Source organism: Solibacillus sp. FSL W7-1436, assembly GCF_038007305.1.
GTDB lineage: Bacteria > Bacillota > Bacilli > Bacillales_A > Planococcaceae > Solibacillus.
Map to the genome: position 1 here is coordinate 3,463,863 of NZ_JBBOWV010000001.1, position 12,759 is coordinate 3,476,621.

General features: G+C 36.8%; 11 protein-coding genes. 2 read left to right on the top strand and 9 right to left on the bottom strand.

The genetic code is table 11. The features are described 5' to 3' along the window. Positions 1-93: 93 nt before the first annotated feature. The 3 genes from MKX73_RS17150 to MKX73_RS17160 all read right to left on the bottom strand — a co-directional run bounded on the left by MKX73_RS17150 (position 94) and on the right by MKX73_RS17160 (position 3,091). Entirely contained in the window at positions 94-690 is a 597-nt protein-coding gene (locus tag MKX73_RS17150; protein WP_340718500.1) for a nitroreductase family protein, read from the bottom strand. A 182-nt stretch (positions 691-872) separates the two neighbouring features. Next, positions 873-2,180, bottom strand: coding sequence for a sensor histidine kinase (locus tag MKX73_RS17155; RefSeq protein WP_340718501.1), 1,308 nt, complete (start codon positions 2,178-2,180; stop codon positions 873-875). 365 nt (positions 2,181-2,545) lie between these two features. Then, complete coding sequence (locus MKX73_RS17160) at positions 2,546-3,091, bottom strand: amino acid oxidase (RefSeq protein WP_340718502.1); 546 nt, start codon at positions 3,089-3,091, stop codon at positions 2,546-2,548. A 345-nt stretch (positions 3,092-3,436) separates the two neighbouring features. On the opposite strand from MKX73_RS17160, the gene MKX73_RS17165 reads away from it, so the two are divergent. Further along, complete coding sequence (locus tag MKX73_RS17165) at positions 3,437-3,982, top strand: DUF6241 domain-containing protein (protein ID WP_340718503.1); 546 nt, start codon at positions 3,437-3,439, stop codon at positions 3,980-3,982. Between the two features lie 196 nt (positions 3,983-4,178). Here MKX73_RS17165 and MKX73_RS17170 read toward each other — a convergent pair whose 3' ends face one another. The 5 genes from MKX73_RS17170 to MKX73_RS17190 form a co-directional block, all read right to left on the bottom strand. Next, entirely contained in the window at positions 4,179-4,907 is a 729-nt protein-coding gene (locus MKX73_RS17170) for a conserved phage C-terminal domain-containing protein (RefSeq protein WP_340718504.1), read from the bottom strand. Between the two features lie 570 nt (positions 4,908-5,477). Further along, positions 5,478-7,127, bottom strand: coding sequence for a catalase (locus MKX73_RS17175; RefSeq protein WP_340718505.1), 1,650 nt, complete (start codon positions 7,125-7,127; stop codon positions 5,478-5,480). Between the two features lie 386 nt (positions 7,128-7,513). Then, positions 7,514-8,140, bottom strand: a complete 627-nt coding sequence (locus MKX73_RS17180; RefSeq protein ID WP_340718928.1) for a response regulator transcription factor — start codon at positions 8,138-8,140, stop codon at positions 7,514-7,516. A gap of 48 nt (positions 8,141-8,188) precedes the next feature. Further along, positions 8,189-9,490, bottom strand: coding sequence for an ATP-binding protein (locus tag MKX73_RS17185; RefSeq protein ID WP_340718506.1), 1,302 nt, complete (start codon positions 9,488-9,490; stop codon positions 8,189-8,191). A 100-nt stretch (positions 9,491-9,590) separates the two neighbouring features. Beyond that, positions 9,591-10,493, bottom strand: coding sequence for a substrate-binding domain-containing protein (locus MKX73_RS17190; RefSeq protein WP_340718507.1), 903 nt, complete (start codon positions 10,491-10,493; stop codon positions 9,591-9,593). Positions 10,494-10,858: 365 nt separating this feature from the next. Between MKX73_RS17190 and MKX73_RS17195 the strand changes: the two genes are divergently transcribed. Further along, the gene (locus tag MKX73_RS17195; RefSeq protein WP_340718508.1) at positions 10,859-12,196 is read left to right on the top strand and encodes an MFS transporter; all 1,338 of its coding nucleotides are present in this window, start codon (positions 10,859-10,861) and stop codon (positions 12,194-12,196) included. 226 nt (positions 12,197-12,422) lie between these two features. On the opposite strand, the gene MKX73_RS17200 is transcribed toward MKX73_RS17195, so the two are convergent. After that, on the bottom strand, positions 12,423-12,662 hold the full coding sequence (locus MKX73_RS17200) for a cAMP-binding protein (RefSeq protein WP_340718509.1): 240 nt from the start codon (positions 12,660-12,662) through the stop codon (positions 12,423-12,425). Positions 12,663-12,759 lie beyond the last annotated feature (97 nt).

Below are 12,759 nucleotides of genomic sequence, written 5' to 3' on the forward strand. Positions count from 1 at the left end.
CACTAGATGCAAGAAAAGCGTCCGATTATTAACCGAAACAAATTTAAACGAATAAAAAAGCAGCCAATTTTTTGACTGCTTTTAAAACTAATATTAATAAAATTTCACTCGTTCTTCAATTGGCTGGAAAGTTTTTTCTGCTAGTTCTGCAGTAGGATTTCCAAACGGCATTTGTGCAATTAACTTCCAGCTGGCAGGAATATCCCATTCAGTCTTAACTTGGTCATCAATTAGTGGATTATAGTGTTGCAGTGATGCACCTAAACCTTCTGCACTTAATGCAGACCATACAACTAATTGATGCATACCAGATGATTGTTGGGACCAATTTAAAAAGTTCTCTGCATATGAAGGAAATTTCTCCTGTAATGAAGTAACCGTTGTTTCATCTTCAAAGAATAATACTGTACCATATCCTGCTTTAAAAGCATCCATTCTCGATTGTGTCGGCTCGAAATCTCGATCACCAAGTATTTGTTTCAAAGTATTTGTTGTAATATCCCATAATCGATTGTGGGATTCCCCTGTTAACATAACTAAACGTGCTGATGGTAAATCAAATGCAGAAGGGATATGTTTTACCGCGAACTCTACAATTTCTTGAAGACGCTCTTCTGATACTTGAATTTCATTATTGACTACTCGGTGTGAGCGTCTTTCTTCTAATGCTTGATAAAAACTTTTTGTCATTACTTTCACCTTACTATGTATATTCTGGAACATTACTAATCAGTGTATATCTTTACTTTTTCCAGTCAGAAAATAATGTACCACAATCCAAGTCCTATTAATATTGGACTTTTTACTGAAGAAAACCAATTAAAAAAAGGCTATGGCACATTATTTGAATTGATGCCATAACCTTTTACTATTTACTTAATAGGGATTTTTACAATCGCTATTGTCTCTTTTTCATTTATTCTATCAAATGTAATCGTTCCATTGTATTTATTAATTGTTTCTTTAACAATAAACAAACCTTGTCCTCTAACTCTTCCTTTCTCTACTTTTTTCGTTGAGTAGCCTTGTTTAAAAATTTGATTTTTATCAGGTAGCTTTTGCCCAGTGTTCGTAATCGAGAACGTATAATATAACTCGTCTGCTTTACAGCTAACTGTAATTTTACGTAGTTCCTCTGGCAACTCCATTGTCGCTTCTATCGCATTATCAATTATGTTAGATAATATATTGATTAAATCAATCGTTTTTATGTTTTCAAATGGATTGTCATCAACGGTTATCTGTATATCAATTTGCTGATTTTGACATGTTAATTTTTTTGTTTGCAGTAATATCGCTAATCCTGGGTGATCAAGATTCATTTTAATGGATTCGATTGTCTGTATGTCTTTAGACAAAGAATCGACATACTTTGTCGCTTGATCTACCTCACCTATATGCAGAAAGCCATGTAAAACCTGGATATGATTAATATAATCGTGCCTAAATGATGAGACAGAAGCAATTAACGTTTTAATTTCCTTTTGATACGTATGCTCCGTAGTTCCAACTTCTTTTTGATACCACTTCTGTAATAGTAAGAAAGAAATAATAACAATAATAACAAAAAGTCCACTGAGTACTAATAGAAAAATATTACTATTAATAACTGTTTCTTTAATCCCGTCAAGTGTCTCCGAACTAATATCAATGCCAAGGTAGCTAATGATTTCCCCTTTTTCATTCATAATAGGCGTCCCAACCGTTATATAATGATGACCATAATTCGTATCTTCCAGGATCCCTGTTACAAATTGCTTTCCTTCCTCATACGCTAATTTCACTTGGGCTTCCGGTACAGTACACCCTTCACCTATTGGAAAATCATTTGGATTATCCTTGTTTTCAGGTTCACCTACAATTAAAGCTTTCGATGTAGTAGGATTGTCTATTTCCATAGTATAGACGTATAATACACCTAGTTTTTCTCGGGCATCATTCAAATAATGTCGTATTGTCCAATAATCTTCATCACGGTTCCGCTCTTTTAAAAATCGCTCATACGTTTCCAGATCAATCCTTTTAGCAATGGATTTGGCAGATTCAAGATTTTGATTAGCAATCGCGTCTTCCACTGTATCTCCAATCTTAATATAGGAAGCATACATACTTATTCCAGTAAAGAATATGACTAATACGATAGATAACACTATTATTAGCTTTAATTTAAAACGTTTCATATCAAAACAATCTTCCTTACTATTAAATACATATTTTGCTGTAAATTAAACATTTACATATCCCCTGAAAATGAAATAGCCCTTCCCACCGACTGATGAAATAAGGGCTATTTCATTTAATTTCTATATTCTTTGTACCAATTCAATACACTTAAGTCCTTACCATTCAATTAGTAGGATGTTATATAATCTATAATTATTAATACTAATTCGATAAAAAGGAACAACAAACAGTATAAATGTTCTACATCCTTTTGTCCAAAAAACTTTTTTTACTGTTGGTAACCTATCAGAAACAAAAATTTACAACAATAGCTCAAGATTATGGAAGACTACCATTCTAGTACGTCACGTGGATAAAATAATTATAGCGTGATTTCTTCAATTTTATGGAATATTTCAGAATATAACTTAGTCAATTCATTCCGTTCATTCAAATGAAAAAACCAAACATTTTCTATTTCTGTCTCAATATCATATAAAAAGATAGTCGAATGTGTCTGTCCCATCCCATCAAAAGAATGTGGACTATTATTTAGTGAAACTTCCTTTTCATTTACATAGTTAATTTTGTTATTTACAAAGGGATAGTGTGCTTTATTAGAATTCCAAAATACAATCGGAATTTCTATATTATGATATACTTCAGATAATTGATCTTGTGAAGCATCCACAAACATACTTGGAGTAATCATAATAGCGTTAAATTTACTAGATAAAATTTTATCATTATTATTTAACTCGTCTAAAGAAATTTGTTCGAATGTTATATTTTTATTTTGAATATCTGGAGTATCCCCTAAAATCGCAATTTTTAATGGTTGATTTTCATAAGGTATTTCTACTGTTCGAGTGTCTTTACATCCTGTAATGCAAAAAAGTAAAACAAATACAATAAGCCATTTCTTCATAATTCCTTCTCCTTTATAACAGTACTAAAAATTTAGAGAAATCTACTGCACATCATAATTTTTAAATGTACGGATCCTTCCAGTTGTTCTATTTCCTATGTTAATCTTAATATACAATCCCTTTTATTAACATAAAAACAAAAAAATACTTGTTTACTCTTTTATTGTTGTGTCCTGTTTCAAATCATCTTACAATTACATTGGAGTTAAATCACCAAATGAAGGAGTGGTTGAAATGACTGGTGAAAAAATACAGGCAGTGATTAATGACTTCATTATGGGGTCAGCGAGTGAAATTAAGAACGTAGAACCTGCTGGAGCACATTGGTTAATGGAGCATATTAAATGAAGAAAACCCTAATCATACTAGGAATTATTGTAGGGGTTATTGCACTTGCAGTTGGAATATATTATTTGAATGATTATTTGAATCAGCCAACCGAACAAGAAATGGCAGAGGCACGGGAACAAATTGAAAAAGGATTTCAAACTCCTGAGAAAGATATGCCAGAGGAACACCAACTTGATTTAATCGAATATTTTCCAAATGAAATGTTAGAATTTCAATTACAGGATATCATTCATGCCATGTCCCACCAAAAAGTAAAAGCAGACAAAAAATGGGGCGTTTACATGATTACAAAAGAACGAATTGAACGTTTACTTGAAGTAGCAGAAATGAACGAATATAAATATGAATGGGGACCAATTTATGTAGACATTTTAAGCAGATGGATCGAAGGTGATTTTTCTAAAGCAGTTGAAGACCATAACGCAATTTGGGAGCTTCAAGACGGAAATGTTGGAATCGCTTACGGGCTGCTTAATCCTGTTGAAGAAAAAGCTTATCTTGATTATTATTTTAATAATATTGAAGATAATCAGGAATGAAATAAGCCTACATACGTTGATTTAACAACGTTTGTTGGCTTTTTCATTTCAGCAAACTTCCTACCTTACATTTTCATTTAGGATTTATACGTAATTTATCCGCAATGTTTTTTTCCAATTATGTACGTCTTTGTCGGGAATAAACTTTAACATCACTTGAGTATCTTCAAGTCCTGCTCCAGAAATTCCTTTTTTATCAATAGCATTCACCTTCATCAAAATCGAGGACGACCGGCTCGAAATCAAGGTCTTTTTCCTGCTGCCTTGTAAGTGCATCATTTAAGTAGCTTTCAAAATTCCCTGGTCGGAATAATGTGATCGGTCTTAAATATTTGTTCATCTGCAGATCGTACTTCCAGTTTCTCACCTGTTCATCAATGACTAAGCAGCAATCTTCCACTGTGTAGCCTTCTTTTAAAATCGCATTGATCAGTCGGATATTTGTTTTTGAACTTCCATTAAATTTCTTTTTGGCTTTTTCATTTAAGTAATCTATGATGTCTGTAACTTCCATATCGGGCTCGGTTTTCGGCTTCGTCTCTATTTCCGGCAAGTACGGCTCTTCAGGAAACTGCTCTTCCTCCGTATAAATTTCCGTCTCAAGTAACTGATTTACTTTTTCATAATCAATGCAATACCATTTCGAACGATCTGTATTGAAACGATTAAATTTGTCTGTTGAAATGATTATTTCGTAACGTTCCAATTTTGTGATCAGTCTTTTCACCTTCGTTGTATTCCAATAGAAGCATTGCTTTGACCATCCTTGATAGGTTTGGCGATACCACATATGTCCATCTCTCTTCATACCTCGTGTTGCAATCCGGTAGTAAAGTTGCTGAAGGAACAGTGCTTCCTCCACCCCGATGCGTGCTGCCAAGTTTGGTGATATAAACAAATGCCTTTCGTTAACTAATAATTTCATGTTTTATCCTCCATTTCTTTGTCTTACTCTTTATATGTCTTCGAGAATCGGAAAAAGGGACAAGTAAAACAAAAATCATTTTTAAGGTACGAAGTACAAATTATTAAAGGCCCCAAAGAAAAAAATCATCCAGTTGCGTTTTAACGCAACAATATATATTTTTTTAATTATTTATTAAATTATTAAATCTTTTTGAGCAGACTTTTTCGAATGCCAGTGGAGAGGATTTATAAGTCTCCTCCAGAAGAGATTAAAGCGACTGAAGTAGAGCGGAACTATTTGTCAATGGAACACACAAGTAACAGTTCAGGATTTTATTTCGGGATAATGCGAATGATTCTATTTCGAAATAATAACTTAAAATAAGAAATCGACGAAGTAAACGACTCTCCTTAGCGAAAGTACGGACGAGTCTTTAAACAGAAATTAATACCGCCATGCTTCTTTGCAACTACACCGCGGACAATGCAGTTAATAAAAAAAGACTTAAGCCTGGTGGGATACCAAACTTAAGTCTTTTTAATTTTACGTAATTCCATTTTTATCTGTGTTTAACATCCATCTTGGTGCTTAATAAGGGTCTGCCTCATGGCTTTTCTTCACTGCATCTTTTGTTGCCTCATTGGCAGCGGTTGTACCTTGACCGTATTTAGAAATCCCTGACTCTCGGCCCGGTAGTTTCCCTTCTTTGGCAAGCTTTTCAATTTCTTTCATTTTCATTTCAGTCGCTTCCTTCACACGGCGGCCGTAATCTTCATCAGCCTGTGTAAAGTGATCAAACATTGCTTCTTGAATACGCTTGTCACAGATTGCCAAAGCATCCGATAAGTTATTAATAAGCTCATCACGTTCCCAGTCTTCAAAATTGCGGTATGTTTCACCTGCTTGACCATAGTTATTCGGACGATCAATTGGCTCACTCATTAATGCCGCATTATAGGACGGCTGATGTGGCGGATATGCTTTATCCCCTGCATCACGGTAGCCACCAATCATTGACGGCTCATAATTGATATGCGGGTTGTCACCGGATTCTTTCGGGTCACGTGTATCCATTTGGCCGCGCTGCTGATTTGTACGAACCGGTACCTTTGGTGCGTTTACCGGCAATTTCAGATAGTTTGAGCCTACACGGTAACGTTGCGTATCTGAGTATGAGAATGTACGTCCCTGCAGCATTTTATCATCCGAAAAGTCCATACCGTCTACTAGAACACCAGTACCGAATGCAGCCTGCTCGATTTCTGCATGGAAGTCTTCCGGATTACGGTTAAGTACCATGCGACCTACAGGAAGCCATGGGAATTTATCTTCCGGCCAAAGTTTTGTATCATCAAGTGGGTCAAAATCCAGTTCCGGATGATAGTCATCCTCCATAATTTGCACGAACAGCTCCCACTCCGGATACTCTCCACGTTCAATTGCTTCATATAAATCCTGTGTAGCATGCCCTACGTTTGTCGCCTGAATGGAATTTGCCTCATCTTGTGTCAAATTGCGGATACCCTGTTTTGGCTCCCAGTGATACTTCACAAGCACTGCTTTCCCTTCTTCATTCACCCATTTATATGTGTTAACCCCTGAACCCTGCATATGGCGGTAAGTTGCCGGGATGCCCCAAGGTGAAAACAGGAACGTAATCATATGCGTCGCTTCCGGTGAACGTGAAACAAAGTCAAACATACGTTGTGGATTCGGTACGTTTGAAGCCGGATCTGCTTTAAAAGCATGAATCATATCAGGGAACTTCATCGCATCACGAATAAAGAAAATTTTTAGATTGTTACCTACTAGATCCCAGTTACCATCTTCCGTATACATTTTCACTGCAAACCCGCGCGGATCGCGTGCAGTCTCCGGTGAATCTTTTGCACCTGCTACTGTAGAAAAACGCACCATAAGCGGTGTTTGTTTGCCGGCACCAGAAAAGACTTTTGCACGGGTATATTTTTCTACAGGCTCATCTCCAACTTTACCGTAAGTTTCAAAATAACCGAACGCACCTGAACCACGTGCATGTACAACTCGTTCAGGTACCTCTTCACGGTCGAAGTGTGAAATTTTTTCGATGAAATGGTAATTTTCCAAAGTCGCTGGACCACGGTTACCTACTGTACGGATATTCTGGTTGTCTCTTACTGGATGCCCTTGGCGCGTAGTTAGAACTTCACGTTCCCCATCCTCTTTTTTAGCAACATGTTTGTCTTTGTTTTCTGCCATATTAAAACCTCCTAAATAAATACTTCACTTATAAGCACTGATAAAAATATTACAACACTATGCTTTATACCCGATTTTCTCTGTATATATTCAAAGATTGGAAAATTATCCTGTGTATATTCTGATTTGATAATTAATGGGGGAAGTTTTATTCATTTCAATGAAGCGTTACTAAAGCAGTATTTAAAATTCATTCGACAAGGTTGCGGAATGCTGGTTCGTGATTTGTCGAGGCCATCAATTTTAAAAGCCCGCAAACGCAATGTTCACGGGCCTTTCAATGATCAGTCAACGGGTTAATAATAGCTTCATTTTTGCAAAGCTCTCTATTACCCGCTTTATAAATAGAAGTGTACCGAAAGCAGGTACTTATATGCGTCTGCCTCCTATAATTCAATCAGATTATGTTTAATTACAAATTCAACGAGTTCACTTTTTTTACTGACATTCAATTTATTGAATATCCTTGTTTTATGTGTGTCTACTGTTTTTATACTGATCAGTAGTTCACCTGCAATTTCTGTTAATGAATACCCTTTAACAATCAGCTGTAGTACTTCCTGTTCACGGAGGCTTAATGTAGAATACATCTTGTGAACATTTTCTTCTTTCTGCTTATTTTTCATCATGGAAGTCATTTCCTTCGGGCGTAAATATATATAGCCGTCCATAACAGTCTCGATGGCAGAATACAATTCTTCGTCCACAGCTACTTTCGGCACGTAGCCTGATGCCCCCGCATTCATAATTAACGAAACATATTCCTCATCTTCATACATTGTCAAAATAATCACTTTTGCATGTTCATGCTGTGCCTTTATAGTTTTCAGTACTTGCAGCCCATCCATACCGGGCAAAGAAATATCAAGAATCAAAACATCCGGCTTTAATTCATTGTATAGTTCAATGGCCTTATATCCATCATCAGCCACCCCCACCACATGGTAGTAAGTCCGCTTTTGAAGTAAAAGTTTTAATCCCGATATAAGAATGGCATGATCATCAACTAGCATGATCCTGATATCTTTTTTTAGATTTTGTTGCAATATAACCACTTCTTTCTATTTTAATGGCAGTGAAACGGAAATTTCTGTTCCTCCCATCATGTTCGTTCTAATAAGAAATGTCCCTCCCTGCAACTCGGCTCTTTCCTTCATTCCATGAATGCCAATTCTATTTTGTTGCTTGGCTTTTTCAAAATCGGCTTCATGAATTCCATGACCATTATCATTTATCGTCAAATTAACCCATTCGTCTTTAATATCCAAGCCGATCATAATTTCAGTTGCTTTCGTATGTTTTACTACATTATTCAAACTTTCCTGAACAATTCGGTATATTGCCAGCGTAACATCTTCGGCTAGTGTGACGTCCGCATCGGGAACAGATAAAACAGTCCGGATTTTGTATTTTTCCTCAAAATTTCTCGCATATTTCTTTATCGCCGAAACGAGCCCCATTTTGTCAAGAATCGGTGGACGCAATTCGACTGCCAGATCCCTCATTTGTTTTAATATTCCCGCGGCTATATCTCTGCTTGTATAAAGGAGTTCACGCTGCTCACTGTCTTTCGCCTCATTCGCCATAATTCTCATCGTTACCATCAATGAAGTGAGCGCCTGACTTGTCTCATCATGCAGTTCACGTGAAATTCTTTTTCGCTCATCCTCTTGAGCAGATAATAACTTTGAAATCAATTTATCACGCAATAAATCCTTTTGCTGTAATTCCTTAAGCAAATAGTCCACTTCATTATTTGAATTAATGAGATGATCCGTCATTTCATTAAAGGCCTGTGCCAATTTCCCGATCTCATCGTTCTTAGTATCTTCTGCTCTTAAGGCTAAGTTACCGGCCGATATCCCTAATGCTACATCTACTAAGGTGTTGATTGGTTTCGTTACCATACGGGTAGCAAAATAAGCTATTCCCAAAGCGCCAATTGATACCAAGATTGTCGCGATGATTAATTTAATTATTCTGGAATAAATATATTCCATCGATTTTTCTTCCGACATCCCTACCCGAACATACCCTACGCCCCCATCTTCTATCGGGACAATGATGTCATGGATATCCCCTTCATCCGAAGTTAGAATCGAATAATCTTGCTGGGTAATCCCCTTTGGTGTATGAGCATTTACGATTCCTTTCGGCAGCTTCTCAGGATCCGGGAATGTGTGAGCGTAAAGTATGTGACTGCTATTAAAAACTAAAATATAGCGAATATCTTCATCGATCTTTTTTGTTTCATTGATCAGATTATCCACCGAGTACTGATCATCAAAAAGAATATAGTCCGAGCTTGTTTCAGCAACATTTTTAGCGATAGTGGCACCACGTTTCGCGAGATCCTCCGTCATTATATTTGTAAGGGAATCCCATATGATCCACCCGAAAATACTGGTAAGGAAAAGTAAAGAGCACATGATTGCTGCAAGGATTTTATGGTGTATTTTAAAATTATTTATCCAGTTCATATAGTACCTCATAATATTCCGAGTCGAATGGGATAAAGCGGTCAATATATAATCCTTGCATTGCTTGCTTCATCGATCCCTGTTCGTGCATCGTAAGAAAGCTCTCTTTTATGATTTCCTTATCTTCCTCAGGCAGATTGCTGCTGATCACTACCGGCCCTGTACCTAAGGGCATTGATTTCCCAATAATTTTTAACGAATCCGATTGCTCCGGATTTTCATTTTTCATCGTTTCAAAAACGAGAGAATTTACAGCTGCCGCATCCACAATATTATTTAATACGGCATTCATCGATCCTTCATGGCTATATGTATAAATATGTCTTCCAAAAAAACTATCGATATCTTCCCCTAAGCGCCCCAATTCTTCTTTCACAAAAATATAGCCCGAATAACTGGAAGGATCAAAAAATGCGATATCTTTGCCTTTCAGATCATCAATCGATGTGAAGCGGCTTTCATCCTTCGCAACAATGTAACCATAGTAATAAGGGCTGCCGAATCTTTCTTGTGTTGCAATACCTTCAATTCCTCCGTTTGCACCAAATGTGATGTATGCACCGGTTGGAAGCAGAGCGATATCTGCTCCTCCATTCATCATGAGGTTGCTGACTTCATTATAGCTTCTGCGCTGGATTAAAATGGTTGGCCGGTCAAGTTTTTCACCGATATAATTTACAATTTCCCGATAGTAGATGATCGTGTCTGTCGGAGAAAGAACACTCGAGATAGCTAAGCGTATCGGATCTTTTTTATCCTCTTTTATTACCGATGACGGCTTTTCATATTCCGAAAAGACGATTTGATAGGTTGAAGGGTTCGACCTGCAGCCTAGTATTAAAATGATCAGTACTATAATAGGAATAACCATATATATTTTTCTCATAATATCCCTTCCTGGTGCGGTTTCTTCAGCTATTTTTCACAGATTGAAATTTTTCCCAGCAATTAATTTTCACTATTATATCACAGGATTATTTTCGTATTGAGCGTTATTTTATATTACAGACACAAATTGTAGGATATTTTCTGACAACGACAAGATGAATTTCTTATAAGGAATAGGATATCTGCTGATAGTTTAATAGTTTGAATAGTAAGATAATACGATTATGTAAACCATTTGTGTTTTCTGTTTTTAAAGCGCTTTCAAAATATCAAGGAAGGATGCCACCAAATATTGCCAAAAACAATATACAATTTGTAACAAGACTTTGAAATTTATAATTTACAGTATTGGAGGGTTTTAGTATGGTATCAGTTTACCAGAAACAAAACACCGAGAAATTTGCACGCTACCTTTTTCGTCGGAAAATAATTTTCCTAATAGCATTTTTAGGATATGTCTGTGCTTATCTTGTGCGAAATAACTTTAAATTAATGTCCAACAGCATCATGGTGACAAATGGCTGGGAAAAAACAGATATTGCTTTGTTGCTTTCCTGCTTAACGATTTCCTACGGATTGGCCAAGTTTTATATGGGCGCGCTAGGTGACCGCGTCAGTATAAGAAAACTGTTCTCAATCTGTTTAGGCGCAAGTGCGCTCATTGCCATTCTCATTGGCTTCTTTAATACATCTATTGCAGTTTTAGGTATTCTGCTCGTATTGAGCGGGTTTGTACAAGGTGCATTAGCTCCTGCTTCTCAAATGATGCTTGCAAATTATTATTCAAATAGATCCCGAGGAGCGGCGATTGCGGGCTGGAATATTTCGCAAAATGTCGGCGGGGCTTTACTGCCTTTAATCATAGTGGCATTAACTAGCATGGGACTGGTTGTTCCTGAAACCGGAAATGTTTTCATGGCTTTCTTGGTTCCTGCATTGCTGGTGCTGTTCTTTGCCTATATATGCTGGCGTTACGGCGGGGATAGCCCTGAGTCGGAAGGTCTTGATTCTTTAAGTACAATGTATGGTGACGCTGCGCACACAAACATCGCAACAGAAGAAGAAAAAACAGGATTAACTTACTGGCAATTAATCTGGAAATATGTTTTTACAAATCCGCTGATCCTACTTGTAGCTGCGGTTAATATCGCTTTATATTTCCTTCGTTTCGGAATTGCGGACTGGATGCCAATTTATTTAAGTGAAGTCGGAAACCTGTCAGCTACAAAAGCGCAATTGGCCGTTTCGGTTCTGGAATGGATTGCGATTCCAGGTTCACTTATCTTTGCATGGTTAGCGGTTAAATATCCGAATAAAATGGCTAAAATCGGCGCAATCGGATTGTTTGCCATGGTCCTATTCGTCTTTATATACGAAAGATTAGTGAGCAATGGGGTAACGAATTTCGCATTATTCCTGGTTGTTTGTGGAGTTTTAGGGGCCTTGATTTATGGACCGCAATTAATTGTCAACATTTTAACAATTGACTTTGTACCTTTAAATGTAGCAGGGACAGCTATTGGTTTTGTAGGTGTTACGGCATATTTACTTGGAAACATGGGTTCGAACTGGTTAATGCCGATACTCGCTGATCAATTTGGCTGGTTCTGGTCTTATACTGTTGTCGCCTTCTTATCAGCATTCGCGGCAATAGGTTATCTGGTCCTGGCAAAATCGGAACAAAAAGTTAAGGTTGTTTAATACAGCATATTAAAATGGAGCAAGGTACTTTACGAAATTATTTCGCAGGGTATCTTGCTTTTAATAGTTTCAGAAGCATTTTGTGCGGATTTAAAAATCTAAGGCATGTTTTGAAATAAAAAAATCCCTTAAATCAAAAGCATAAGCTCTTAATTTAAGGAATTTTATCGTTTTGTTACGCTAAAGGAAGAATTGCCTTAAGTCACTATGCATTCACTTACAATAATTACCTTGGCCCATTTCGATCTAAAATGGCGGATGTGTTATCTTCATGTAGGTTGTTCAAAGTAGTTGTTGTACTATCCCTTGCATATACATCTTCTTTTCCTAAAGGAATATCCGTAGTTTGAACTTCCGACGCCTGTGCTAATAATGCTTCGCTATCGTTTTTGGTCATGCCAAACGCTTCACTTATTAGTTCGGCACCAGTTTTTCCATGATTCGCCTTCGAAAAATTCTTCCCCATATTCCCACCTCCTATATATAGAATGTGTGATGGCTCGTTAATTATGTAAAATATATAGGAGGTTTCGTTTGCCAGTCATCTGACTTCGAAACAGCTT

Bases quoted from the DNA above. Each gene is read 5' to 3' on its own strand.
- MKX73_RS17175 (WP_340718505.1), bottom strand. From the start codon at position 7,127: ATGGCAGAAAACAAAGACAAACATGTTGCTAAAAAAGAGGATGGGGAA.
- MKX73_RS17165 (WP_340718503.1), top strand. From the start codon at position 3,437: ATGAAGAAAACCCTAATCATACTAGGAATTATTGTAGGGGTTATTGCA.
- MKX73_RS17185 (WP_340718506.1), bottom strand. From the start codon at position 9,490: ATGACGGAGGATCTCGCGAAACGTGGTGCCACTATCGCTAAAAATGTT.
- MKX73_RS17190 (WP_340718507.1), bottom strand. From the start codon at position 10,493: ATGAGAAAAATATATATGGTTATTCCTATTATAGTACTGATCATTTTA.
- MKX73_RS17180 (WP_340718928.1), bottom strand. From the start codon at position 8,140: ATGCTAGTTGATGATCATGCCATTCTTATATCGGGATTAAAACTTTTA.
- MKX73_RS17170 (WP_340718504.1), bottom strand. From the start codon at position 4,907: ATGAAATTATTAGTTAACGAAAGGCATTTGTTTATATCACCAAACTTG.
- MKX73_RS17200 (WP_340718509.1), bottom strand. From the start codon at position 12,662: ATGGGGAAGAATTTTTCGAAGGCGAATCATGGAAAAACTGGTGCCGAA.
- MKX73_RS17150 (WP_340718500.1), bottom strand. From the start codon at position 690: ATGACAAAAAGTTTTTATCAAGCATTAGAAGAAAGACGCTCACACCGA.
- MKX73_RS17155 (WP_340718501.1), bottom strand. From the start codon at position 2,180: ATGAAACGTTTTAAATTAAAGCTAATAATAGTGTTATCTATCGTATTA.
- MKX73_RS17160 (WP_340718502.1), bottom strand. From the start codon at position 3,091: ATGAAGAAATGGCTTATTGTATTTGTTTTACTTTTTTGCATTACAGGA.
- MKX73_RS17195 (WP_340718508.1), top strand. From the start codon at position 10,859: ATGGTATCAGTTTACCAGAAACAAAACACCGAGAAATTTGCACGCTAC.